The sequence below is a fragment of the Breoghania corrubedonensis genome (assembly GCF_003053845.1).
GTDB classification, from domain to species: domain Bacteria; phylum Pseudomonadota; class Alphaproteobacteria; order Rhizobiales; family Stappiaceae; genus Breoghania; species Breoghania corrubedonensis.
Genome location: NZ_QAYG01000008.1, coordinates 1 through 23,649 on the forward strand (window position 1 = coordinate 1; position 23,649 = coordinate 23,649).

General features: G+C 63.4%; 19 protein-coding genes. 8 read left to right on the forward strand and 11 right to left on the reverse strand.

The window, feature by feature from the left end:
* Nucleotides 1–321: 321 nt before the first annotated feature.
* The 3 genes from C8N35_RS17605 to C8N35_RS17615 form a co-directional block, all read right to left on the reverse strand.
* Entirely contained in the window at nucleotides 322–1,668 is a 1,347-nt protein-coding gene (locus C8N35_RS17605) for a gluconate:H+ symporter (RefSeq protein ID WP_107991042.1), read from the reverse strand.
* A 198-nt stretch (nucleotides 1,669–1,866) separates the two neighbouring features.
* Nucleotides 1,867–3,840 (reverse strand): YjhG/YagF family D-xylonate dehydratase, encoded by a 1,974-nt coding sequence (locus C8N35_RS17610; RefSeq protein WP_107991043.1) that lies wholly within the window; start codon nucleotides 3,838–3,840, stop codon nucleotides 1,867–1,869.
* A gap of 56 nt (nucleotides 3,841–3,896) precedes the next feature.
* The gene (locus C8N35_RS17615; protein WP_107991044.1) at nucleotides 3,897–4,805 is read right to left on the reverse strand and encodes a dihydrodipicolinate synthase family protein; all 909 of its coding nucleotides are present in this window, start codon (nucleotides 4,803–4,805) and stop codon (nucleotides 3,897–3,899) included.
* A 618-nt stretch (nucleotides 4,806–5,423) separates the two neighbouring features.
* Here C8N35_RS17615 and C8N35_RS17620 point away from each other — a divergent pair.
* A complete protein-coding gene (locus tag C8N35_RS17620) occupies nucleotides 5,424–6,203 on the forward strand; it encodes an IclR family transcriptional regulator (protein ID WP_107991045.1) in 780 nt (259 codons plus the stop codon).
* Nucleotides 6,204–6,283: 80 nt separating this feature from the next.
* Here C8N35_RS17620 and C8N35_RS17625 read toward each other — a convergent pair whose 3' ends face one another.
* Genes C8N35_RS17625 through uxuA form a run of 3 tightly spaced genes read right to left on the reverse strand, consistent with a single transcriptional unit; the run spans nucleotide 6,284 to nucleotide 9,866 of the window.
* Complete coding sequence (locus C8N35_RS17625) at nucleotides 6,284–7,204, reverse strand: sugar kinase (protein ID WP_107991046.1); 921 nt, start codon at nucleotides 7,202–7,204, stop codon at nucleotides 6,284–6,286.
* Nucleotides 7,201–8,655, reverse strand: coding sequence for a mannitol dehydrogenase family protein (locus tag C8N35_RS17630; RefSeq protein ID WP_107991047.1), 1,455 nt, complete (start codon nucleotides 8,653–8,655; stop codon nucleotides 7,201–7,203). The genes C8N35_RS17625 and C8N35_RS17630 overlap by 4 nt, the downstream gene beginning before the upstream one ends.
* Nucleotides 8,652–9,866 (reverse strand): mannonate dehydratase, encoded by a 1,215-nt coding sequence (uxuA, locus tag C8N35_RS17635; protein WP_107991048.1) that lies wholly within the window; start codon nucleotides 9,864–9,866, stop codon nucleotides 8,652–8,654. Before uxuA ends, C8N35_RS17630 begins: the two co-directional genes overlap by 4 nt.
* Nucleotides 9,867–10,195: 329 nt before the next feature.
* Between uxuA and C8N35_RS17645 the strand changes: the two genes are divergently transcribed.
* From C8N35_RS17645 to C8N35_RS17675, 7 genes are all read left to right on the forward strand, one after another.
* Nucleotides 10,196–11,248 (forward strand): L-idonate 5-dehydrogenase, encoded by a 1,053-nt coding sequence (locus tag C8N35_RS17645; RefSeq protein ID WP_107991050.1) that lies wholly within the window; start codon nucleotides 10,196–10,198, stop codon nucleotides 11,246–11,248.
* Nucleotides 11,249–11,417: 169 nt separating this feature from the next.
* Nucleotides 11,418–12,497 (forward strand): ABC transporter substrate-binding protein, encoded by a 1,080-nt coding sequence (locus tag C8N35_RS17650; protein ID WP_107991051.1) that lies wholly within the window; start codon nucleotides 11,418–11,420, stop codon nucleotides 12,495–12,497.
* A gap of 30 nt (nucleotides 12,498–12,527) precedes the next feature.
* Nucleotides 12,528–13,979, forward strand: coding sequence for an ATP-binding cassette domain-containing protein (locus tag C8N35_RS24395; RefSeq protein ID WP_170122153.1), 1,452 nt, complete (start codon nucleotides 12,528–12,530; stop codon nucleotides 13,977–13,979).
* Nucleotides 13,972–14,916: an ABC transporter permease gene (locus C8N35_RS17660; RefSeq protein WP_107991053.1), complete on the forward strand. Its 945-nt coding sequence runs from the start codon at nucleotides 13,972–13,974 to the stop codon at nucleotides 14,914–14,916. The genes C8N35_RS24395 and C8N35_RS17660 overlap by 8 nt, the downstream gene beginning before the upstream one ends.
* Nucleotides 14,913–15,851 (forward strand): ABC transporter permease, encoded by a 939-nt coding sequence (locus C8N35_RS17665; protein WP_107991054.1) that lies wholly within the window; start codon nucleotides 14,913–14,915, stop codon nucleotides 15,849–15,851. Before C8N35_RS17660 ends, C8N35_RS17665 begins: the two co-directional genes overlap by 4 nt.
* A 6-nt stretch (nucleotides 15,852–15,857) precedes the next feature.
* Nucleotides 15,858–16,550 carry a cyclase family protein gene (locus C8N35_RS17670; protein ID WP_107991055.1) on the forward strand — a complete coding sequence of 231 codons (693 nt, stop codon included), beginning with the start codon at nucleotides 15,858–15,860 and terminating at the stop codon, nucleotides 16,548–16,550.
* A 69-nt stretch (nucleotides 16,551–16,619) separates the two neighbouring features.
* Complete coding sequence (locus C8N35_RS17675; protein ID WP_107991056.1) at nucleotides 16,620–17,312, forward strand: GntR family transcriptional regulator; 693 nt, start codon at nucleotides 16,620–16,622, stop codon at nucleotides 17,310–17,312.
* Between the two features lie 288 nt (nucleotides 17,313–17,600).
* Here the strand turns inward: C8N35_RS17675 and C8N35_RS17680 are convergent, their stop codons facing one another.
* The 5 genes from C8N35_RS17680 to C8N35_RS17700 form a co-directional block, all read right to left on the reverse strand.
* Nucleotides 17,601–18,851 carry a hydantoinase/carbamoylase family amidase gene (locus tag C8N35_RS17680; RefSeq protein ID WP_107991057.1) on the reverse strand — a complete coding sequence of 417 codons (1,251 nt, stop codon included), beginning with the start codon at nucleotides 18,849–18,851 and terminating at the stop codon, nucleotides 17,601–17,603.
* A 102-nt stretch (nucleotides 18,852–18,953) separates the two neighbouring features.
* Nucleotides 18,954–19,709: a GntR family transcriptional regulator gene (locus C8N35_RS17685; RefSeq protein ID WP_245926845.1), complete on the reverse strand. Its 756-nt coding sequence runs from the start codon at nucleotides 19,707–19,709 to the stop codon at nucleotides 18,954–18,956.
* A 7-nt stretch (nucleotides 19,710–19,716) separates the two neighbouring features.
* Nucleotides 19,717–21,030 carry an aspartate aminotransferase family protein gene (locus tag C8N35_RS17690; RefSeq protein ID WP_107991059.1) on the reverse strand — a complete coding sequence of 438 codons (1,314 nt, stop codon included), beginning with the start codon at nucleotides 21,028–21,030 and terminating at the stop codon, nucleotides 19,717–19,719.
* A 17-nt stretch (nucleotides 21,031–21,047) separates the two neighbouring features.
* Nucleotides 21,048–22,124, reverse strand: coding sequence for a phosphotransferase (locus C8N35_RS17695; protein WP_107991060.1), 1,077 nt, complete (start codon nucleotides 22,122–22,124; stop codon nucleotides 21,048–21,050).
* Nucleotides 22,125–22,204: 80 nt separating this feature from the next.
* Nucleotides 22,205–23,635: an amidase gene (locus C8N35_RS17700; RefSeq protein ID WP_107991061.1), complete on the reverse strand. Its 1,431-nt coding sequence runs from the start codon at nucleotides 23,633–23,635 to the stop codon at nucleotides 22,205–22,207.
* Nucleotides 23,636–23,649 lie beyond the last annotated feature (14 nt).

Genomic DNA, 23,649 nt, shown 5'->3' on the forward strand with positions numbered 1-23,649 from the left:
CGCGCCCACAGCGCGATGGTGCGCGCGCTCGCAGGCGCCAGGAACGCCGCATCCCCCTCGTACGGCGTGTAGTTCTCCTGGATGAAGCCGCGTACATTCGTCTCATCCCGCCACGAACCGGTGCTGAACCCCTCCCATGGATCAGCAAGGTGGCCGGAAGTCTGGGCATGTACGTTCATGATCGTGTCCTTGTGTTGGGAGAGTGAGGCGGGAGCCTCGCAAGGCCGGGGCGGCCTCGGTGTCCGGCCCCCGGGGGGCGGTCGGACGCCGAGCCCGGCCGCCTTCGGGTTCAGGGGCGCGCCGAAAGGGCACGCCGGGCAATCAGATCAGGATGAAGGCGTCGATCAGCAGGATGATGATGAGGCCCATCACCGAGACGAGCGTGGACATCAACGTCCAGGTCGCGAAGGTTTCCTTCATCGAGAGGCCGAAGAACTCCTTGTACATCCAGAAGCCGGCATCGTTGACGTGCGAGCAGATCGCGCTGCCGGCGCCGGTCGCCAGCGTGACGAGTGCGAGGTCCGCCGGGGTCTGCGCCAGAACGGGAATGACGAGGCCGGCAGTGGAGATCGCCGCGACGGTGGCGGACCCCAACGAAATGCGCAGGATGGCGGCCACGACCCAGGCGAACAGCACCGGCGAGGCATGGCTTCCCTCAAACAGCAGGGCGATGTAGTCGCCCACGCCGCCGACGATCAGCACCTGCTTGAAGGCGCCGCCGCCGCCGATGATCAGCAGCATCATGCCGATGTGGTTCGCGGCCGAGGCGCAGGATCCCATGATCTTCTCGACCGGGATGCCGCGGTTCACGCCCATGGTGAAGAAGGCGAAGATCAGCGAGATGACCATGGCGACGGAAGCATCGCCGATCACGTCGATGATGGTGAAGACCATGCTGTCGTCAGGGGCGCCGTGGGCAATGGTGACAATGGTCGATGCGGCCATGAGAATGACCGGCAGCATGGCGGTCAGCACGGAAATGCCGAAGCCGGGGGTGTCTTCGAGCCTGAAGTCGGTGGAGGCGCTCGCGCCCTCCGGCAGTTCGAGCTTGGCGTAGGCGTCCGGAATCAGGCGCATGGCCAGGCGGTTGAACACGGGGCCGCAGACGATGACGGTCGGGATGGCGATGATGATGCCGTAGAGCAGCACCTTGCCGATGTCGGCGCCGTATTCGCCGGCGATGACGGTGGGGCCTGGGTGCGGCGGCAGGAAGCAGTGGGTGGCAAGCAGGGCCGCGACCATCGGCACGCCGAGACGCAGCAGGGAGATCCGCATCTCCTTGGCCATCGTGTAGACGAGCGGGATCAGCAGCACGAGGCCGACCTCGAAGAAGAGGGCGACGCCGACGATGAAGGAGGCGACGATGACCGCCCATTCGACGCGCTTCTCGCCGAACCTTTCGATGAGCGTCAGGGCGATGCGGTGGGCGCCGCCGGCATCGGCAAGGAGCCGCCCCAGCATGGCTCCGATGCCGAAGATCAGCGCGATATGGCCGAGCGTGCCGCCCAGCCCCTTCTCGATGGCCTTGACCACGCCCTCCAGCGGGACGCCGAGCGCGACGGCGACGCCGAAGGACACCAGCATGAGGGCCACGAAGGTGTTCAGCTTCAGGCGCATGATCAGCAGCAGGAGCACTGCGATGCCGATTGCGACGATAAAGAGTGGCATGAAAACTCTCCTCGATTTCCCCGCCCGTTTTCAGCTGCCGGGCGGGCGCACCTCTCCCGTTGCCGCTCTTGCGAGCAAGCCAATTCCTCAACCAGGGAGACGGTGCATTTGAGTTGCCTGGAGCCGGCGGCCCGTCGTCTGTCGGGTCGCCCGCGATATGCCGTGGGGCGCGGGCGGCGTTGTGCCGCCCGTCCAGATCTACTGCGCTTCCTGCAGGGCTTTCATGCCGGCCTGAAGCGTCTTCACGATGCGGTCCGCGTCATAGACGCAGCCGCGCCAGGTTCCCCCCGAAGCGGCCTGGAGCGCGGCCCACAGACGGGTATCGTCCGGAAGCTTGGGCGCCGGCGCGAGTTCGGGATGGGTTTCGCGGGCGGCGAGGATCCGGGCGCCTTCCTCCGCCGTGACCTCGTTGCCTTCGGTGCCGAGGAAGTTGACCGAGCCTTCCAGCTTGCGGCAGTCGACGACGATCTCGATGATGTCGCCGTCCCTGAGCTTGCCGATCGGGCCGCCGGCGAGCGCCTCCGGTCCGACATGGCCGATGCAGGCGCCGGTGGAGACGCCGGAGAAGCGCGCATCGGTGACCAGGGAGACATGCTTGCCCCAGGAGACGTGCTTGAGCGAGGAGGTCAGCTGGTAGGTTTCCTCCATGCCTGTGCCCGAGGGCCCGCCGCCCATCACCACCATGATGTCTCCGGCCTCGATGCCGCCGGACTTGATGGCCTTGATCGCGGTGGATTCCGCGGCAAAGACCTTGGCCTTGGCCTTATGATGGTAGATGCCGTTTTCATCGATCTTGGAGGCATCGATGGCGGTCGATTTGATGACCGAGCCTTCCGGCGCGATGTTGCCGAGCGGGAAGGTGATGGTGGAGGTGAGACCGCGCTTTGCGGCCAGTTCCGGCGACATGATGACGTCGTCGGGCTCCACGTTGTCGAGCTTGACCAGGAGGTTGCGGAACTTCGCGCGGCGCTCCGAGGTCTCCCACCAGTCGAGATTTTCCTTGAGCGTCGCGCCCGTGACAGTGAGCACGTCTTCGTTGAGCAGGCCGAGCTTGCGCAGGTGAAGCATCACTTCCGGCACGCCGCCGGCCATGAATGCGCGCACGGTCGGATGATAGACCGGGCCGTTGGGAATGACCGACACCAGACGCGGCACCAGCCGGTTCACCCGCGTCCACTCGCTCACGTCCGGCATGGCGCAGCCGGCGGCATGGGCGATGGCGGGCAGGTGAAGGAGGAGATTGGTCGAGCCACCGAAGGCGGCATGAACGACCATGGCGTTCTCGATGGCCTTGTCGGTCAGGATATCCTTTGTGGTGATACCCTTTTCATCAAGCGCGATCGCGGCACGGGTGGAGGCGCGGGCGACCTCGTACCACACCGCCTCGCCGGAGGGAGAGAGCGCGGAGTGGGGCAGGGCGAGGCCCAGTCCCTCGGCCACCACCTGGGAGGTGCCGGCCGTTCCCAGAAACTGGCAGCCGCCCCCGGCCGAGGCGCAGGCCTTGCAGCCGAGCCAGGAGGCCTCTTCCAGCGACAGCTCGCCAGCGGCAAAGCGTGCGCCGATGGTCTGCACCTTGCCCGCATCGTCGCCCTTTGTCGGCGGAAGCGTCGCGCCGCCGGGAACGATGACGGTGGAGCGGTCGTGCATGGATGCAAGGGCCATCATCAGGGCCGGAAGCCCTTTGTCGCAGGTCGCCACGCCGACGATGGCGGTGCAGTTCGGCAGGGAGCGGAGGAGGCGGCGGAAAACGATGGCGGCATCGTTGCGGTAGGGCAGGCTGTCGAACATGCCCGCGGTGCCCTGCGTGCGGCCGTCGCACGGGTCGGAGACGAAGGAGGCATAGGGGAGCCGGTCGCATTCGGCGGCAACCTTGGCGGCCTCGGCCATCAGGGCCTCGATCTCGTAGTGTCCGGTGTGCAAGCCCAGCGCGAGCGGCTTGCCGTCCGGCTGTCGGATACCTCCCGTGGTCCCGATCAGCATGAGTTCCTTGCGCAAGAGCTGGGCCGGGTCCCATCCCATGCCGGCATTCAGCGTCATGCCGAATATGTCGCCGGAGGGGCGGTTGACGAGGATGTCGGGGGTGAGCGGGAGAACCCCCTCGGGCCCCGCGGCGTTGGTCACCACATCGTAGATATCGGCACGCGTATCATCGTAGAGAGTGTCAAGTGACATCTCTAACCTCCTCTCTTCAGGTATTTGTTGAAGCGGCGGGCCTCCCCGCCGGCAGGTCAGATCAGGCCCGCGCTTTCAAGGATCGCTTTGACTTGCTCCTTCTTGGGATCGGAAAGGGGGCTGGTGGGCGGCAGGCACCAGGTGGAGATGTCCTGCCCGGTCTGGCGCATCGCCTCCTTCACGGCATTCACGAAGGGGCTGTCCAGGGTGTAGATGAGCGGCAGCTTGAGCAGCTCGCGGTTGAGCTGGGTCATCGTCGCCAGATCGCCCTCGCGGAAGGCCTTGTAGATGCCGACGGAGAGCTGCGGCGCGAAGTTGACGCTCGCCGTGATCGCGCCGTCGCCGCCCAGCAGAAGGGTGTTCACCAGGTGATCGTCGTAGCCGCAGAAGACGGAGAAGTCCGGGTGGGCGCCCTTGATCACGTGGATCATGCCGCGCAGGTGGCCGACCGAATCGATCGTGTCCTTGACGCCGACGATGTTGGGGTGGACGTCGACGAGCGACTTGATGAACTCAGGCGTCAGGTTCTGCCCGGTGAGGTCGGGAAAGTTGTAGATCAGCACCGGAATGGAAACGGCGTCCGCGATCTGGCCGAAGTAGCCGCGCAGGTTCGCCTCGGTGACCTTCCAGTAATAGGGGTTGATGGCGACCACCGCATCGGCGCCCACTTCCGCCGCATGCCGGCTGAGCGCGATGGCTGCGCGCATGTTGGTGTGGCCGGTGCCGATGAGAACCGGCACCCGGTGATCCACCGCCTCGACGGCGAACGCGGCGAAGTCCCGGCGCTCGGCCTCGGACATTTGGGAGAACTCCCCGCCCGTACCCAGGAAGAACAGCCCGTTGACGCCTTGCCCGATGAGCATGTCGATCAGCGCCTGCATGCCGGCCCGGTCGATTGCTCCATCCGCGGTGAAGAGGGTTGAGACGGGCGGAATGATGCCCGCGAACTTCATGCTGTCTGCCATTTTCTCTCCGACGGTGTCGTCCAGGTGTTGATGCCGCGAGGCGGCAGTGCCTTTTTCGTTGTCGTTCTATATTGTAAAACGACTGACTACATTATAGATCATGATGCGGGCCTTCCGTCGAGCCCTGCGTCACGGGCAGTTTGTCGCGGCGGCAGGACGGGCGATGCGGCAACGGAGCGGTGGCGGGGAAAATTCGAGGTGAGGCGCGGTCTGACCGGCGCGGAAAAAGCCGCAAGGGGCGCAGAATTCGGGGCTCAGGGGCCAAAAGAGTGTCGCGCAATCGATCGTTCGTTCATGCGTCGATTGTGCTAGAGCATATTCCGCTCAGATTGAGGCAATCTGATCGATAAGAAACCGTTCTCGGGGGACATATCCTTGGGCGTGGCAGGGAAAATGAACCGGTCCGAGCGAGCGGGCTATGATCGGCGGGACGTTCCGTTTCCATGCCGGCCTGTCCGGTTAGACGACCCGCATTCGCAAGATCCGTTTTTTCGTGTCGGCCGCACGAGGGCATATGCCGATCGCCCGTGTTGCCGGAAAAGGCCTTGAACACTCGTCAACCCATGCAGATCGCCCGCTCGATATGAAGCCGGCCGGTCTGGAACCCGAAAACAAGCAATGCCGATCATTCAATCTGTGCAGCGGGCGCTGCAAATCCTCGAACTGTTTGACGAACACAAGACCGAGCTGAGGATCTCCGAAATCAGCATCGCGACCGGTCTGCACAAGAGCACGCTGCATTCGCTGCTGAAGACCTTGCAGGCGGCCGGCTATATCGACCAGAACGCGGAGAACGGGCGCTATCGCCTCGGTCTCAAGCTCATCGAGCGGGGATCGCTGGTGGTCAACTCAATCGACATGCGCAAGCGCGCGAACCCGATGCTCGTCGAATTGTCCCGGCAGACCGGCCAGACCGCGCATCTTGGGATCCTGGACGGTTGCAACGGCGTCTATATCGACAAGGTCGAGGGGCCGGGAATGTTGATCGCCTATTCGCGCATCGGCCGCCAGTTGCCCATTCATTGCACTGCTATCGGAAAGTCCCTGCTCTCGAAGACGGATCGCAAGGATGTCGCCGAACTTCTCAAGGACTACGTGTTCGAGAAATATACTCCCCATACGATTGGCAACATGGACGACTTCATCGCCGAGTTGAACCGGGTGGCCGAAGAGGGGGTCGCACGCGACGAAGAGGAACATTCATTTGGCGTCCGTTGCATCGGGGCGCCTGTCTTCGATCACACGGGAACCGTCGTGGCTGCCATCTCGATTTCCACTTTGACCAGCACGACCTCTGTCGAGGACATCGCAACCTACCCGGCTGCGGTCAGGAAAACGGCGGCCACCATATCGCAGGCTCTCGGCTTCAAGGGAGCGGACGTCGCCCTTCATCCCTGAAGCGGGCTCGAACGGGATCTGAACCTCGCTGGCTCGCAGGGGGCCGGCTCTACGGAATCCGGGCCGCGAATGGCCCGCTCTCAATCCGGTTCGGGCACCAGAAGCTTCTCCATCGGGATCAGTGCGCCGTGGTGACCGATGACCTTTCGCGCCATGTTCTGGCCCTTGCGCACGGCATCCGACAGATCGCTGCCCGTTACCAGTGCCGCGAGGCAGGCCCCGTTGAAGCTGTCACCGGCGCCGGTCGTGTCAATCGGCGCGCTCTCGGGGCGAGTGTCGAATTCGCAAGTCGCGATATCGTGCCGGGCGACTACAGCCCCGCCACCGTTCTTGACGATCACGGTTCTCGCACCAAGCTCGGCATAACGCGCGCAGGTATCGTGCGGAGTGCGATCATGGAAACAGGCCGCTTCGTCCTCGAAACTGGGAAGCACGATGTCACAACAGCGTGCCGCGTCGCTCAGTGTCCCGGCCGCTGTTTCCATGTCGCTCCACAGGCGCGGCCGGATATTGGGGTCGAGGACTGTCGTGACCCCTTCGGCTCTCTTGCGTGCCAGCAGTTCGATAAGTCTGGCACGGCCCGGCGGTGGAAGGATCGCAAGTGTGATGCCTGAAATATGGATGACCGAAGCCCCTTGGGTCATCGCGATCATCGCCTCCGCATCGTCGGCCAACGTGCGCGCCGCCGAATTGTCTCGCCAATAGGCAAAACTGCGCTCGCCGTGCTCCAGCGAGATCGCATAAAGCCCGACGGAACGCGTGGGGTGGGTGCGGATCCTGTCCGTCTCGATCCCGTTCTCGGCCATGAAACCGGGAACGCGGGCGGAGAACTCATCCTTTCCGATGCACGTCGCGAAAGAGACAGCCCAGTCATCCGGCAGGCAGGCGCGAGCATACCATGCGGTGTTGAGCGTATCCCCGGCAATCCCCATGCGCCAGAGATCCGCCCCCGCCCCGGAGAGTTCCAGCATGCATTCGCCGATCGCTAGGAACCGCTTCATGCAGCCTCCCTCGCGATCACGTCTCGCATTGGCTGGTGGAGCATGTCGTCGAGTAGCGCGATGACGTCATCCCAGAACGCGCTGTCGTCCCCAAGATCTTGCGGCACGAATTCCGCGTGTCGCAAGGCCTCCACTATCTGGCTTGCCGATCTGCCATATGCCAGCGCCCGGAGCGAGGAGGCCCTCGGGTCGCGCAGCTCATATGGGGGGCAATCATGCGTGGCGCCGGAAATATGCCGGGCCCAGGCCGCCGTGGCGAAGACGAACGGGCGGACGTCCACGTGGCGCGCCCGTGCTTGTGTCACCGCGGCAAAGATCCTCTGCGGCATCTTTTCCGATCCGTCCATGGCGATCTGGAAGGTCTCGTGGGCGATGGACGGGTTCTCGAACCGTCGGACCAATGCGCTGGCATACGCATGCAGGTCTATCCCCGGCACCTCGGGCAGGGTCGCAGCAGCCGCTGTCAGGTGACGATCGACCAGCCGCGCCAATGCGGGATCGGCCATCACGTCGCGCACGCAGGCGGCACCGGCGTGGAAGCCCGCATAGGCAAGCATTGAATGACAGCCATTGAGCATGCGCAGCTTCATCGTTTCGAAGGGGGCGACATTATCGGTGAAGATCGCGCCGACCGCATCCCAGTCGGGGCGCCCCTGGGGAAAATCATCCTCGATGACCCATTGAAAGAAGCTCTCGGTCTCAACGGCGCCAAGGTCCTCGCAGCCCGTCAATCGGGCCGCTGTTTCCCTTGTCTCGGCTGTAGCGGCCGGGGTGATCCGGTCGACCATGGTCGACGGAAAGGAGACCTGCGCGGTGATCCATTCGGCCAGAGCGGCATTCGTGCGGCGCGCGAAGTCGATCACGGCACCGCGCAGAAGCGTTCCGTTTTCGGGAAGATTGTCGCAGCACAACACTGTGAATGGTGGTCGCCCCGCGATACGGCGCCGGTCCAGCGCGGCGCAAAGCAGTCCCAGAACGCCCTGAGGCGCCTCCGGCCGCACCAGATCCGCCGCAACTGCGGGGTGATGGGGATCGCAGCCCCGTGTCTCGCGATTAAGCCCGTAGGCCTTTTCCGTGACCGTCAGCGACACGATCCTCGTGTCCCGTGCCTCCATCGCCGCCAGTGCCGGGCCGGGATCGCCCGCCGCACAAATCGCATCCGCGATGGCACCCACGACCCGTGCCCGTGTGCCTTCGGCGTCTTTCTCGATCAAGGTGTAAAGGCCGTTCTGGGGATGCAGTTGTTCCGCGGCGCGGGGCGAGCGCAGCGAGATGCCCAGAATACGCCAATCGCCGCCGTTCTTCGCCAGCGCGGCGTCTGTCAATGCCGCCTGATGCGCCTTGTGAAACGCCCCGAGGCCAAGGTGGACAATGCCAACCCGATGACACGAGGGATCGTAGCGGGGGCGCAGCGCAAGCGGCACCTGATTCCGATTAACGAGCCGCGTCACTGGATGCTCTCCATCGTATATTGAAACGCGCGATACAGCCCGCGCAGCTCGGCCAGCCCCTTCAGGCGCCCGATTGCCGGATAGCCCGGTTGGCCCGCGCGCCCGATATCATAGAGAATGTCCTGTCCGTGGTCGGGACGGAACGGGATGGACCAGTCGTCGCGGCCAATGGACTTGCGGCGCGCTTCTTCGACAAGGATTGCACGGACCATCGCCACCATGTCGGTGTGGCCGGAGAGATGCTCATCCTCGTAGAAGGAATTCATCTCCGCATCGCCTTCGATGGAAACGTTGCGCAGGTGGAGGAAATGAACCCGGTCGGCCAGCGCCTGAAAAATCGCGACCGGATCGTTGTCCGGGCGTGCGCCGAGCGAGCCGGTGCACAGGGTGACACCGTTCGCGGGCAGATCCACCGCATCGAGGATTTTGCGGTAATGTGCCTGCGAGGACATGATCCGTGGCAAGCCCAGCAGTGGAAACGGCGGATCGTCGGGGTGGCAGCACAGCCGCATCCCGAGTTCTTCGGCAAGAGGGGCGACCTCGGCCAGGAAGTCGATCATGTGGCCTTGAAGCCGTTCTTCCGAGATGGAGGCGTATTCAGCGAGGTGGGCACGCACGTCGTGAAGGGTGAATTGCTCGGCCGCACCTGGCAGGCCGAAAACAACGTTCGCTGAGAGTTGTCGTTTGCGCGCGTCGCTCATCGTTGCGAAGCGCTCGGCGGCGGCGACCGTCACGGCTTCGGAGAACTGTTCGACCGCTCCGGGGCGTTGCAGGATATGAATGTCGAAGGCCGCGAAATCCGTCAGGTCGAACCGCATGCAGCGCGCGCCATTGGGGCGCTCCCAGGAAAGATCCGTGCGCGTCCAGTCCAGGACCGGCATGAAATTGTAACAAATGACATCGATCCCGGCATCGTGCAGGTGTCGCATCGACGTCTTCCAGTTCGCGATATGCGCCTTCCAGTCACCGCGTTGTTTCTTGATGTCTTCCGAAACGGGCAGCGATTCGACGACCTCCCAGCGCAGTGAAGATGGGCGGGCATCCGAGCGCGTCGTAATCTCCGCCTGACGTCTCGCTATATCCTGAGGTTCCCAGACCGCGCCCGTGGGCACGTGATGCAGCGCAGACACCACGCCCTCGACGCCCGCCTGCATCATGTCATCAATGCTCACGTGATCCTTCAGACCAAACCAACGCCAAGTCTGACGCATCCCGAATCTCCCTTGATCGCGTCGCTGACGCAAGCCGCACCTTCCGGTCATGTAGGGATAGCAGATGCAATTTATGTTGACTAGTATGGAAGTCTGGCGCAGTGTGAGCGGAACGGAGGGCCGCATTGACTCCGCTGTGCCTGTGCCTGTGCCTGTGCCCGTGCCGGTACAGGTGTTGGCGAAGCCGGATCTTGGCGGTACGCAGACACTTGCACGGGTACGCGCAATGGCGATCCGTATCGTACGCAGGCGGGCGCACGCATCAAGCGCTCAGGAAGCCAATCCCGGACCGCACATGTGCGGGTTCGCTGGGGTGGGAGGAAACGACGATGACAATTCGCGTGGCGCGGCTCCACGGCCAAAACGATTTGCGTGTGGAGAGGCTCGATGAGCCTGAGCCGGGTGCCGGCGAGGTGATCGTGCAGATCGGCGCGGGCGGGATCTGCGGCTCCGACATCCACTACCACGCCGATGGCGGCATCGGGACTATCCGCGTGCGCGAACCGATCATTCTGGGTCACGAAGCGGCGGGTACTGTGATCTTGCTCGGGGCGGAGGTCGAAGGGCTGGTGCCCGGCGACCGGGTGGCAATCAATCCGTCTCATCCGTGCGGGCAGTGCCGTTTCTGCCGTGCCGGTGCGCACCAGCATTGCCTGAACATGCGCTTCAAGGGTTCGGCGATGTTTCTTCCGCATGAGCAGGGGTTCTTCCGCGATCGATTGGCGATCGGGGCTGGCCAGTGCCATCGCGTCGCCGAGAATGTACCGATGTCCGAGGCGGCATTGGCCGAACCGCTCGCTGTTTGCTGCCGCGCAATGGCGCGGGCGAGGGATCTTGTCGGCAATCTTGCGGATAGACGGGTGTTGATCACGGGGGCGGGGCCGATCGGCGTACTCTGCATCGCGCTGGCCCGCCATTTCGGGGCTGCCGAAATCGTGGTGACGGACCTGCAGGATGCGGTTCTTGCCGTGGCGTGCGAGGTCGGGGCAACACGGGTGGTCAATGTCGCGAGGGATCCTGCCGGGCTGTCGGATTACGAAGCCGACAAGGGCCAGTTCGATCTGGCGTTTGAATGTTCGGCAGCCGCGACCGCCCTGCGTTCCGCAATTGCCTGCACGCGGCCCCTGGGCACCATCGTGCAGGTTGGCGTGATGGGCGACGCTTCGGTGCCCTTCAACATGCTGGTCGCCAAGGAGCTGAACCTGATCGGGTCACACCGTTTCGACGCTGAGTTTGGGCAGGCGGTGGATCTGATAAATGCACGCGAGCTCAACCTGGCGCCGATCGTGACGCACAGCCTGCCAGTGGAAGAGGCGCAGAGCGCGATGGAACTGGCGCGTGATCGCAGTCGCGCGGTGAAGGTTCATCTGACCTTTGACTGATCGTGGTGCCAAAACCGGATCGCTTGATGGAGCAGATTGACACTCTACCATACAAGTGATCGGATCTCGATGTTCTGGGAGGGCCGGGAGGCGGAGTTCTTCCAGACATGGCGGGCCGAACGGCATTTGAAAAATCGTGTCCGCGGGTGCGGGCGAAAGGGAGGAATAGATGCAGATTGGAAAGTCGATTCTGACAGGCGCACTCGCCCTGGCAGGGGGAGCCGTTCTGGCTGGACAGGTGTTTGCCGCGAATGGTCTGGCGACGGGTGACACCAGCACCAAACGCATAGCGTTCAGCAACTCCTATGCCGGCAATTCGTTTCGGCAGATCATGATCAAGGATTTCGAACGCATGGCCCAGAAGGCGGTGGATGAGGGCAAAATCGCCGGTTTCACCACCGTTTCGGCCAACAATAACGTGACCGAGCAGGCAGGACAGATCCAGAACCTCATCCTGCAGGGCTACGATGCGATCATCGTTCTGGCGGGCTCCGATACTGCACTCAACGGGGCGATCAAGGAAGCCTGCGGTGCGGGGATCACGGTGGTGGCCTTTGCCAGCGGGGTAACCGAGCCTTGCGTGCATACGGTCGATTACAACCTCGACAGCTATGCCAAGGCGGAGCTGGACTTCGTGCAATCGAAGCTGGGGTATGGTCCGGCCAATATCCTCGAGATCCGGGGCATGGCGGGCGACGGCTTCGACAAGCGTCTTCATGAAGGCGTGGTCAAGGCGATGGCCGAGCATCCGAATTACAAATCGGTGGGCGAGGTCTATGGCCAGTGGACCGGCACCGTGGCGCAAAAGGAAGTTGCCGGCATTCTGCCTTCGCTCAAGAAGGTTGACGCGGTGCTGACACAGGGCGGTGATGGCTATGGCGCGATGCAGGCCTTCAAGGCTGCCGGGCGCGACATTCCGATCATCATCATGGGTAACCGGCAGGACGAATTGCAGGCCTGGAAGGATCAGCACATCGCGACCGGTTACGAGACCTTCTCGCTTGGTGCGACGCCTAGCGTGTCGCAGGTCGCGTTCTGGACCGCGCAGCAAATCCTGGCCGGCAAGAAGGTTCCCGATTTCGTCGAGGTGCCGCTGCTTGAAGTGCATCAGGCGGATCTCGATGCATGGCTCAAGGTGGTGCCGGAAGGTGGCGTTCTGGATGCCGACTACGATCAGAAGATCGTCGGGCAGATCATTGACGCCAATATCGCGGGTACGGAGTTGCCTAGCGTCGCGGCGCCGAACTGAGCCGGGTCGGTCATGCAACAGGTGGCAAACATGCCCGTCGGGGAGATGGGGGCCAAGGCCCCTCTCTTTCTTGCCGGTCGGGGGTTGAGCAAGAGCTATGGGGCGGTGAAGGCCCTAAGCGATACTGACTTCCATCTGGCAACCGGCGAAGTTGTCGGGCTGATCGGCCACAACGGTGCAGGGAAATCCACCCTGATCAACGTCCTTGCAGGGGTTGTCGCGCGTAGCGGCGGGATTTTCGAGGTGCTTGGTCGGGATGCGGGCGACTGGAGTGCGAACCTTGCCCGCGAAAACGGGCTGCGTTGCGTGTTTCAGGAGCTCTCGCTCTGTCCGAACCTGTCCGCGACCGAAAACACGCGCCTCCTGCACCCGGCTCTCAAGGGGTTCGGTTGGAAGCAGCGGGCGCGCAAGACCATCCAGTCCGCTCTGGATACGGTGTTTCCCGACAGCGGCATCGACGTCGATCGACCGGTTGGCGAACTGTCGCTTGGCGAACGGCAGATGATCGAGATCGCGCGCGGGTTCAGCGTGACCGACAGTCCGGTCCGCGCGATCATTCTGGATGAACCCACCTCGTCTTTGGGAGCAGAGGCGACACGCCAGTTTCTGGAACAAGTCAGCAGAGCTTCGGAAGACGGGATTTCGGTAATCCTCGTTACACATCGGCTTGGAGAGATTCTGGCGGTCGCGCATCGCGTCGTGACGATGAAGGACGGACTGGTCATCTCGGACCAGTTCAATGATGGGCTGAGCCGGTCCGAACTGGTTGCCGTGATGGGGGATCTCGAGCCCGAGACCCGCGAGCGTCGCGACGCGGTCGTGCGTGATGTTCCGGTTTTCTCGCATTCCAGCGGGCTTGGCGATCACGATATCGAACTGCATCAGGGTGAGATCGTGGGGCTTGCCGGCCTGGACGGTCACGGTCAGCGCGAGCGGCTGCGCGCAGTGTTCGATGCGGCGCGCGTCAGTGGACTGCCTGTCGCTTTTGTAGCCGGAGACCGGGTGAGCGAAGGGCTCTTCCCGCTCTGGTCCATTCGCGACAACCTGACGATCCGCTCGCTCTCGGCCTTGTCTCGCGGTGGACTGGTTTCGAACGAGGCAGCCGATCGGCTCACGCAATCCTGGTTCGAGCGCCTGAAAGTGCGCGCACCGGGGATCGCAACGCCCCTGCTCAGCCTGTCGGGTGGCAATCAGCAAAAGGTTCTGTTCGCGCGGGCGCTTGCCTCGGATGCGCGCCTGATCGTTCTGGACGACCCGATGCGCGGCGTTGATGTGGGCACCAAACACGAAGTTTACGCTCTTATCCGCAACGAGGCGGAAACCGGACGCAGTTTCCTTTGGTATTCCACCGAGACCGAGGAATTCGAAAATTGCGACCGGCTTCATGTTTTCCGAGAAGGCCGGTCCGAGACCATTCTGGACGGCGAGCGGATAGAGCCGAACGCAATCCTTGAAGCCTCCTTCGGAGGACTCTATGTCTGACAAACGCTTTCGTCTGTCGCACGGGACACTGCAGCTTTTGTTGTCTGCGGGCGCGTTGCTCATCATGTTGGGCGCGATCTTCCATGTGCAGCCCAACGCGATGAGCTATTTCGGCTTCACGCTGCTTTTCAAACTCTCCATGCCTCTGGTTCTCGCCGCGCTGGCGCAGATGATGCTCATTCTGCTGGGCGATATCGACCTGTCGAACGGTGCTTTCGTCGGCATGGTCACCTGCATCACCGCGGTGTGGCTGGACCCTTCTCCCGGGGTGGCGGTCATTGCCTACCTGGCCGCCATCGCCGCATTCGTGGCGATGGGCTGGTTCACGCATGCACGCGAGTTGCCATCAATCATCGTGACGCTTGGTGCCTCGTTCATCTGGTTGGGGATCGCGATTACGGTGCTGCCGTCTCCCGGAGGTACCGTGCCTGGCTGGCTGACCGGCTTCACCGGATGGCGCCCTCCGCTTCTGCCCATGCCGATCTGGGTCGCGTTGATCGCCGCCGCAGTGTCGCAATGGTTCTTGATGCATACAAGTTTCGGAACTCTGCTGCGTGCGACCGGCGGTAATGCCCGCGCCGTGCAGAAGGCGGGCTGGTCTCTGTCCAGGCTGCGGATCGCGATCTATGCGATGGCCGGGGGACTGATGGTGGCTTCAGGCGTTCTGCTGTCGGGGATCATTACCTCGGGCGATCCCAACGTGGCGCCGTCCTACACGTTGCTGACCATCGGCGCGGTAATCGTGGGAGGGGGCGCCTTCGTCGGCGGGCGGGTTTCGCCGATCGGAACGGTTCTGGGGGCCCTGACCCTGTCGCTCGCGGGGTCGTTTCTCAGTTTCATGCACGTGCCGGCCACGTGGCAGATCGGTGCTCAGGGCGCGATCCTGTTTCTGGTGCTGGCCGGACGTGTCATCGTTGATCGCAGGAAGCTGGCATGAGCGCTCTTACCCGTCTTGCTCCGTGGACCTACGGGTTCATTGCCGCTGTTGCGATTCTCATTATCATGATGGTCGCCAGCGGCGTCGGCAGTCTTGGATCCGTGCTTTCGACGGCGCTGATCTTCGGGGCGATCTCTGTCGTGGTGGCGACCGGCCAGATGTTCGTGATCGCCACCGGGCCCGGCAATATCGATCTGTCGGTCCCCGCCGTCCTGACGCTTTCGGCCTATGCCGCGATGACGGCTGCCGCGGCGAGCGGCGGCTCCGCACTTGTCGGTTTGGTCGTGGCACTCGGGACAGGGATGATCGCGGGCACACTCAATTACGGCGCCATACTCGCGCTGCGTTTGCCTCCGATCATCGCGACGCTCGCCTGGAGTTTCGTATTCCAGAGCGTGGCGTTCAATTTCGGCGGGGAGGCGACCCTGAAGCCGCCAGCGGCACTGGCCGCCTTTACCTCTTTCCGCCTCGCAGGGGTTCAGATCATGCCGATCTGTATCATGGGCCTGACGGCTGTTGCCGCGCTGACCCTGACGCGCGGTGTCTGGGGGCGGCGGGCCCTCGCAGTGGGCCAAAGCGAGGCTGCCGCACATTTCGCCGGTATTCGCGTCAAGCGGGTTCGTCTTGTCTCCTATGTCCTGTGCGGTGGTGCTGCCGGGCTGGCGGGCTATCTGCTGGCCGGGTTCACCGGCGGAGCCGCGCTCAACATGGGTGACACCTATCTGATGGAAGCAATCGCCATCGTCGCCCTTGGCGGAACGTCGATCGCCGGCGGGCAGGCGAATGCTGTCGGGATCTGGGGGGCGGCGCTGTTCTTCAACCTGATGGGCACGATGCTCAACACGTTCCAGTTCCAGGCCGGTATGCGGTTCATCATCATGGGCGCCCTGATCATCGCGATCGTTGCGATCGTGCCAAAACCGAAGGTGAGGTGAGGCGAGATGAGTGTGGAGACACTGATAGACCTGACGCATCCGATGGAAAATGGCATGCCGGTCTGGCCGGGGCATCCCGTTTTTGAACAATGCAGCGTCGCGAGCTTCGAGGCGGGCGATATCGCCTGCAATCATTCGCTGTCGCTTTCCGAACATTCGGGTACGCATCTGGACGCGCCGGCCCATTTCGTGCCAGGCGGGCAGTCGATCGACGAGGTGCCGCTGTGGCGCTTTTTCGGATCGCTCGCGGTGATCCCGGCAACCGACTCCACCCCCGACAGCGTCTTGCCTGCAAGTCGGCTGGAAGCGTTCGAAGCCGCGCACGGTGTCCTGCCCGCAGGCGGCGCAGTGATGGTGCATTTCGGCTGGGATCGCTACTGGGCTCATCCTGAAGAGGGCGCGAAATTCCTGCGCGATTGGCCGGGCTTGTCGGCAGAGGCCGCGCAGCTGCTGAAGGCGCGCAACGTCAGCATCGTCGGTTGCGACTGCATGTCGATAGACCATTTTTCGAGTACGGAGTTTCCCGCGCATCGCATCCTGCTGGGGGCGGGCATCCTGATCGGCGAGAATTTCGCGCGGCTCGGGGAGCTGCCGCCGCTGTGTCGGCTGTCGGCCCTTCCCTTGCCGATCAAGGGCGGCTCGGGAGCACCGCTGCGCGCGGTTGCGCATCTCGATGGCGCGTGTGAGGGAGCATCCTGAGGCGCGCTTTTGGTGGTTGCCGGCGCACCGCCGCGCTAGGGTGTGTTTGCGCGCATCAGGTAGGACGGAATGTATCAAGATACGATCAGGACGGTAGAACTCGACCTCACCATGGCAGTGGGGCCGCAGATCACGGCTGCGCTTCGTCGTTTGATCGTGCACAATTCGATCCTGCCCGGCCAGCGCCTGTCGGAAGCCGAGATCAGTCAGCACTTCGGCGTCTCGCGTCAACCGGTGCGCGAAGCCTTCATCAAGCTTGCAGAAGAGGGATTGCTCGAGATCCGTCCGCAGCGTGGCACCTTCGTGCAAAAGGTATCGCTGGAGGCGGTGCTGGACGCGCGTTTCGTGCGAGAGGCGGTGGAGGCGGATATCGCGAAACTCTGCGCCGCCGTACCCCGCCCGGGGTTGCTGCGCGAATTGCGCGATCAGCTCGATGCGCAGCGTGCCTCGCTTGCAAAGGGCGGAGACGCGTTTGTTCCGCTTGACGACCTGTTCCACCGGACCCTGGCCGAGGCGGCGGGCCACCCCAATGCCTGGATGGTGATAGAGGGCCTCAAGAGCCAGCTCGACAGGGTCCGCCACTTCGCGACCGCGCAGTTTCCGCTCGAGCATTTGGTCGAGCAGCACGCGGCCATCGTGGATGCGATCGAGATGCGCGATCCCGGGGCGGCCGAGGACGCGATGCGCTTCCACCTGAAACGGATCCTCTCGGATCTGCCCGCAATTCGCGAGAAGTTTGGCGATTATTTCGAACTGCGTTGAGCGTCCAGCGCCCGACGAGATGTCCCTGTGCCCAGTGCGGAGATCACAGGCGCGAGCCGCGTCTGCCTTGGCTCTTCACCGCGCGCGTGATGGATACCTTCGGCGTCAGAACGCTTGGATATGCTCAAGCGGTTGGCTCATGATGCGCGTTTTGCGGCGTCGCCCGCGTCCGCAAACTCGCATCCGCACAACCGTTCCCCGTTCGCGAAGCGCTCTAATTCTCTCACCGTGGCTAAAAGCCATGTGGGCCTTCTGCAGCAAATGACGGGGTGCGGACGCAAAAATCCTTCAATCCGGCTTCTGCTCCAGACCGGCTTCCGACGCGGCCAGTTGCAGAAGTATTTCCGCGCCGGCGGCCGCGTGTTCGGGCGCGCACCATTCCTTTTCGCTATGCGAGATGCCATCGCGGCACGGCACGAAGATCAGTGCAGTGGGGCACAGGGCATGCAGGGAAAGCGCGTCGTGGGCCGTGAGTGTGGGCAATTCGCGGGCGCCGTAACCCGACTTTCGGGCAGCCGACAACACCTTCTGCCGCAGGTCGGGTGAGAATTCGAACCCGTCGCGGAAATGCCGGAATTCCAGGCAGAGCGTCAGGCCGGTTTCCGCCGCGATCGTCGCCACGGCTGCCTCTATGCGCTCCATGATACGCCGTCGCCCGGCGTCCTCCATGTGTACCACCGCAAAGGAAAGATCCGTTTGGTGGGGGATGTTCACCCGGTTGTTGGGCCAATTGTCGATGGTCGAGGCGCTCACCATGCCGCCGGGCTCTTCCGCCGCGCCGATCTCGTCAATGGCGAGGATGAGTTTCGCCGCCGCCGTAAGCGCATTGCGCCGCGCAGACATGGGGGTCGTCTGGGTGTGACCGTTCTCGCCTTTCACGGTGACGTAGCCCGAGCACATGAACGAGGTGTGGCTTACCGCGGCTATCTGATCCCCGGCGCGTTCCAGTTCCTGTCCCTGCTCGATGTGGAGCTCGAGATACCGGTGAATTGATCTTCCGCCAACGGCTGTGGAACCTGCCTGGCCGGTCCGAGCGAGTTCGCGCGCCAGAACGGCTCCGGCGGGGTCCGTGCGCGACAGGGCCTCTTCGATGGGAAGGCTTCCGGCAAAGACCGCCGAGCCCATGACGCCAGGTTGAAAGCGGGCGCCTTCTTCGTTCGTCCAGTCGACGATTTCGATCGGGTGACGGGTGGCCACGCCGCCCGCATTGAGAGCGCGCACCACCGCGAGCCCGGCCAGCACGCCGAGTACACCGTCAAATTTGCCGCCGGGCATCTGCGTGTCGAGATGGCTGCCGACAAGGACCGGCGGCAATGCAGGTTCGCTGCCCTCGCGTCTGGCGAATATGTTGCCGATGGCGTCCGTCGTCACTGTTAGTCCCGCCTCTTCGCACCAGAAGCGGAAGAGACCGCGCGCCTCGCGGTCCGCATCTCCCAGCGCCGGACGGTAGGAGCCGCCGCCCGCCGTCGCGCCTATGGCGCCCATTGTCATCAGGTCGGACCACAGGCGCGCGGCATCGATTTTCGGCAGATCGGTCATGAGGGACCTCGGTATTGGCCGGGCCCCCTGGGCAGGCGGCGCGGTTGTGACGGTGAAAAAAGACGGAAGCAGCTGGATGGGAAAAACCCGAAAGACCCGTGCTCAGCCGGACGAAGCCAGCAATCCCTCCAGATCGAGATCATCTTCTTGCAGCAGGGCTTCCGGTGCGCTCGCCCTCACGAAGTCGATGATGTGGGAGATGTCGTCGAGGTGCTTGCGCAAGAGCGCGTGCGCCCGGTTGCCGTCCTTCGCGCGCAGCGCATCATAGAGTGCGCGGTGTTCCACGACGATTTCCTGTGTCATGCCGCTCTTGTCGAAGGCGCGGTAGCGGACCCGGTCCAGTTGTCCCGTGGCGTTGTGAACGATCTGCCAGATATCGGGAAAACCAGCGACCCGACAGAGCAGCCGGTGAAAATCCGTGTCCACTCGCAGGGCCTGGTCGTAGTCGCCGCGCCGGTTGGCTTCCTCCTGCAGATAGAGCAACAGGTCGAAATCCCGGTCATGTTCCGGGTTGTAGGCGCGTGCTGCCAGACGCACGATGCGGAACTCGATGCTGGAACGCACCAGATGGCCCTGCAGCACGCCGCGCAGCGAAATCTTGTTCACATAGGTGCCGCCGCCGGGAACAATCGTGAGCAACCCTTCGTGGGCGAGCCGCAGGACCGCTTCTCTCAACGGGGTGCGAGAGATCCCGAGTTCCGCGCAAAGCTCCTTCTCCGCCAGCGTCGCATCCGGCGGAAGCTTCATCGTTATCACGGCGTCGCGCAGGAAGTCGTAGGCGAGTTCCGCCTTCGGTTTTCCGCGCCCGGCATTCGAGAGCAGTCCCGTCATGCGCTGCTTCAATGGTCTCTTCAGCATGGCGCCCTCACGGTAGATCCGACAAGACCGAACCAAGAACATCCAGAAAATGGCCCGCGTTTTCTGTCGAAAATGGCAGAGGCGGGCGGATCTTCAGGATGTTTCCGGCAGGACCGGCTGCACTGATGAGCACGCCGCGTCGGCGCATATCGTTGATGACGTCGGATGCGAGCGTCCCGTTCGGCTCCCTGGTCGTGCGATCTTTGACGAATTCCACCCCGATGAAGAGCCCGCTGCCGCGTACGTCGCCGATGCGCTCGTCGCATTCCTGCAAGCTTCGCAATCCGGCGAGCATGGCGGCTCCCGAACGCTTGGCATTGTCGACCAGATCCTCATCCCCGATGACGGAGAGCACAGCCGACGCGGCAGCGATCGACACGTGGTTCGCCCCGAAAGTATTAAAATAGCGGATTTTCTGGCCAAATTCCTCCTGCACGGCAGGCTTCATCGCCGCCGCCGCTATGGGCATGCCGTTGCCCATGGGTTTACCCATGACGGCGATGTCCGGAACGATGCCGTGTCGCGCAAAGCCCCACATGCCATCGCCGAGCCGTCCGAAGCCGGGCTGCACCTCGTCTGCGATGTAGAGCGCGCCGGCCGCATGCACGGCATCCAGTGTCTTTTGCAGGAACCCGGCCGGTTCGCTGAAGATGCCGTCGGTGGAAAATATCCCATCCGCGATGAAAGCTGCCGGTTTGATGCCCCGCCTTGTCAGGAATGCGATTGCCGCGCGCACGTCGCGGGCCATGGCTTCGCCGATATCGGCCTCCGCGCGTCGATACGTGTCGGGTGCGGGCACTGTCACCACGTGCTGACCGAGCGGCATGGCCTCGCCCAGCGAGGGAGAAATCTCCGCCGTCGTGCGTGTCGTCCCATGATAGGCGTTCTCGGTGATGATGATGCCGGTTCCGCCGGTGTGGAAACAGGCTATGCGCAGTGCGAGATCGACAGCCTCGCTGCCTGAGCAGGTGTACATGACCCGCGAGAGCTCGGCCGGCAACGTCGCGAGCAGACGTTCCGAGTAGTCCAGCAAGGCGTCGTCGAGATAGCGCGTGTGGGTGTTGAGGGTCGCCGCTTGCCGGGAGACCGCCTCCACGACGCGCGGATGGCAATGGCCGACGCTCGGCACATTGTTATAGGCGTCGAGATAGGGTTTGCCGTTCTGGTCGTAAAGCCAGACGCCTTCGCCGCGCACAAGATGAAGTGGTTCCTTGTAGAAGAGCCGGTAAGAGGGGCCAAGCAGGAACTGGCGCCGTTCTACCAGCGCGCGCTCGTGTGCCGGCAGGCTGGCAACCTTCGCGGCGTCAAAGCCGTTGATCATGGAAGACTGGGGTTTGGTCACTGTGAAACTCGTTGAAAAACGGCCGCGGACTGCTCGGTGAAGGCTTGCTGACGGTAGGCGCGTACACGCGCCAGGGTTCGGCGGACCAGATCATGTTTGCGCAGGAGCCGTTCCGCCTGGTTGGGGAAGAGTGTCGCTCGCCACGAAGGAATGGCGAGCCGCATCACCAGCCGTGCCAACAAACAGGGATAGAGAACCTCGATCTCCGGCCTCGTGAGGCGCGCGAGACTGGCGTATCCCTTGAGAAAATCGAACACGGATTCCACCGGCTCGCTCTCGTCATCGAGAATATAGCTCGCGCCCACCGCAACATCGAAGACGCGCGGTGCACGCACCATATCGCCGAAGTCGATTATGCCGCTTACACGATCCGTGTCCGCTGGATCGACGAGAATGTTCTCGGAATTGAAATCGTTGTGGATCACCTGGCTCGGCAATTGCGTCAAGCGCGGCAGGACCTCATCTTGAAAAAGATCAAGGCATTGCGTGAGCGCTGCGCGCTCCTCTCCTTCGCCGAGGCAATTGCAGACCCCGCGCAAATCCAACGAATAGGTCATGTCCCAGGTGAGCTTGTGGCTCGCGGAGGCGTGTTCGAAGCTGGCCAGGGCTTGCTGCATTCGCGCCATCATGAGACCGATATTGTAGCGTTGGGCGACAGAGTGCGTGGCGCCGCTCAGCGCCTGACCCGGCAAGAATGTCACCACCCGGACGGCTCGTGTGTTGCCTTCAGGGCCGGGGATACGGATATCCGGTGCGCCGTTCGAGGCCGGCACGATCCGTTGAACCGGAATGCCGGGGTCGGCCCGGGCGACGTGCAACAACGCTCGCGAATGCATGTCGGTGGTCGATGGCGGCTCGCCCGGGTTCAGCACCTTCACAAGAACGGTTCGCTTGTCGCCGAGCGTCAGGCGATGGTTGGAGTCCTTTTCGCCCCACAGCCACTCCGCCGTGCCCTCCAGCCCAAAATGCGTGCGGACGAGATCCTCGATCTCGCTATCAGGCAGGACGGGGGATGCCGTTTGCAACGCGGCTCCCAGGCCGGCAATTGGGGAAGGTCTACTGCTTGAATTCATTGAGTTGAGAGCCTCGGCCCCTCGTTTGCGAAAGCACGGTATTGATCCCGGGCGGGCTGAAGCTCCGCCCGGGCTGCGCCCTAACCTTCACGTGGTTCGCAGATCACCTGTTCCGGGTGGGCTGCCTGATACGCTGCGGCCAGGGAGAGCACCGTGGCGTCATGGAAGCTTGGGCCGACGAACTGCAATCCGATGGGAAGGCCATCCTCATCAAAACCGCAAGGCACCGTCGTGGCCGGTTGGCCGGTCAGGTTGAAGGGATAGGTGAAGGGCGACCAGTCGGACCAGTCGCGACCTTCGCCTCCACCGGGGAAGTCGACGCCCGCCTCAAACGCGGTCAGCGGCATGGTCGGCAAGACCAGGGCGTCGTACCGCTGGAAGAACAGTTCCATGTGCACCGTCAGGTCGGCACGAGCCTGGCGCGCCGCCAGATAGTCGAGCGCCGAATAGGACGCGCCTTCGGCACAGATCTTCAGAAGGCCGGGATCCATCTTTGCTTTTTGTTCGTCGCTCGGGTTGAAGGCGGCGATCGCCTTGGCCTGGGCGGCGTACCAGAGTGTCAGCAGCGTTTCCTGCGGACAGGCAAACCCGGGATCGACCTCCTCGATGATGGCGCCCATGTCGGCAAGCCGCTGGACCGCGCGCTCCACACCCGCAGCGACCTGAGGGTCGACCCTGGCGTAGCCAAGCGTGCGGCTGAAGGCGAGCTTCATGCCTTTCGCGCCGGTGCCTTCGCGCACCACCTTGCGCCAATCGGGCACAGACGAGGGGCAATGGCCGTAGAGTGCGCGCGGCGACCATCCGGTCGTCGCATTGAGAAAGAGCGCCGCATCCTCCACCGTCCGCGTCAGCGGCCCGCGATGGGCCAGCTCGAACAGTGCGGACGGTGCATCGGCAGGTATCCAGCCGAATGTCGGCTTGATGCCGAAGACGCCGCAGAAGGAGGCCGGGATGCGGATCGAGCCCGCACCGTCGGATCCTTCGTGCAGCACACCCATGTTGAGCGCAGCGGCGACAGCCGCTCCGCCCGATGAGCCACCCGATGCGCGGCCCGTGTGCCAGGGGTTGAGTGTCTTGCCGGTGGCGGGGCCGTGGGTCAGGCCCTTCCAGCCGAATTCCGGCGATGTGGTGGTGCCGAGGATGGTGGCTCCCGCTGCCCGCAACCGTTCGACGATCTCGATTTCGCGCGTCGAGGGTTCGCTTCCGCCCAGGATGGAGCCGCGCCGCCAGGGAATGCCCTTGACCGCGGTCAGTTCCTTGATGGTGGTGGGCGCGCCATCGATCGGGCTCAGCGGTTCGCCCTTGCGCCAGCGCTCTTCAGAGGCCTTGGCATCCGCCAGGGCCGCCTCCGCCACCACATAGGCGAAGGCATTGACGCTCGGATTGAACCGTTCGATGCGATCGAGTGCGGTTCTGGTCGCCTCCACGGGGGAGGCTTCACCCGTGGCGAACAGGTCCGACAGTTCGGCCGCCGTCATCTCGCCGAGATCGGTCTTGGTTACTGCATTCATGCTTTTTCATCCTG

Excerpts from the sequence above, each read along its gene's own strand:
- C8N35_RS17675 (WP_107991056.1), top strand. The coding sequence starts at position 16,620 with ATGTATCAAGATACGATCAGGACGGTAGAACTCGACCTCACCATGGCA.
- C8N35_RS17700 (WP_107991061.1), bottom strand. The coding sequence starts at position 23,635 with ATGAATGCAGTAACCAAGACCGATCTCGGCGAGATGACGGCGGCCGAA.
- C8N35_RS17660 (WP_107991053.1), top strand. The coding sequence starts at position 13,972 with ATGTCTGACAAACGCTTTCGTCTGTCGCACGGGACACTGCAGCTTTTG.
- C8N35_RS17680 (WP_107991057.1), bottom strand. The coding sequence starts at position 18,851 with ATGACCGATCTGCCGAAAATCGATGCCGCGCGCCTGTGGTCCGACCTG.
- C8N35_RS17670 (WP_107991055.1), top strand. The coding sequence starts at position 15,858 with ATGAGTGTGGAGACACTGATAGACCTGACGCATCCGATGGAAAATGGC.
- C8N35_RS17605 (WP_107991042.1), bottom strand. The coding sequence starts at position 1,668 with ATGCCACTCTTTATCGTCGCAATCGGCATCGCAGTGCTCCTGCTGCTG.
- C8N35_RS17650 (WP_107991051.1), top strand. The coding sequence starts at position 11,418 with ATGCAGATTGGAAAGTCGATTCTGACAGGCGCACTCGCCCTGGCAGGG.
- C8N35_RS17645 (WP_107991050.1), top strand. The coding sequence starts at position 10,196 with ATGACAATTCGCGTGGCGCGGCTCCACGGCCAAAACGATTTGCGTGTG.
- C8N35_RS17615 (WP_107991044.1), bottom strand. The coding sequence starts at position 4,805 with ATGGCAGACAGCATGAAGTTCGCGGGCATCATTCCGCCCGTCTCAACC.
- C8N35_RS24395 (WP_170122153.1), top strand. The coding sequence starts at position 12,528 with ATGCCCGTCGGGGAGATGGGGGCCAAGGCCCCTCTCTTTCTTGCCGGT.
- C8N35_RS17620 (WP_107991045.1), top strand. The coding sequence starts at position 5,424 with ATGCCGATCATTCAATCTGTGCAGCGGGCGCTGCAAATCCTCGAACTG.
- C8N35_RS17625 (WP_107991046.1), bottom strand. The coding sequence starts at position 7,204 with ATGAAGCGGTTCCTAGCGATCGGCGAATGCATGCTGGAACTCTCCGGG.
- C8N35_RS17610 (WP_107991043.1), bottom strand. The coding sequence starts at position 3,840 with ATGTCACTTGACACTCTCTACGATGATACGCGTGCCGATATCTACGAT.
- C8N35_RS17665 (WP_107991054.1), top strand. The coding sequence starts at position 14,913 with ATGAGCGCTCTTACCCGTCTTGCTCCGTGGACCTACGGGTTCATTGCC.
- uxuA (WP_107991048.1), bottom strand. The coding sequence starts at position 9,866 with ATGCGTCAGACTTGGCGTTGGTTTGGTCTGAAGGATCACGTGAGCATT.
- C8N35_RS17685 (WP_245926845.1), bottom strand. The coding sequence starts at position 19,709 with ATGCTGAAGAGACCATTGAAGCAGCGCATGACGGGACTGCTCTCGAAT.
- C8N35_RS17690 (WP_107991059.1), bottom strand. The coding sequence starts at position 21,030 with ATGATCAACGGCTTTGACGCCGCGAAGGTTGCCAGCCTGCCGGCACAC.
- C8N35_RS17695 (WP_107991060.1), bottom strand. The coding sequence starts at position 22,124 with ATGAATTCAAGCAGTAGACCTTCCCCAATTGCCGGCCTGGGAGCCGCG.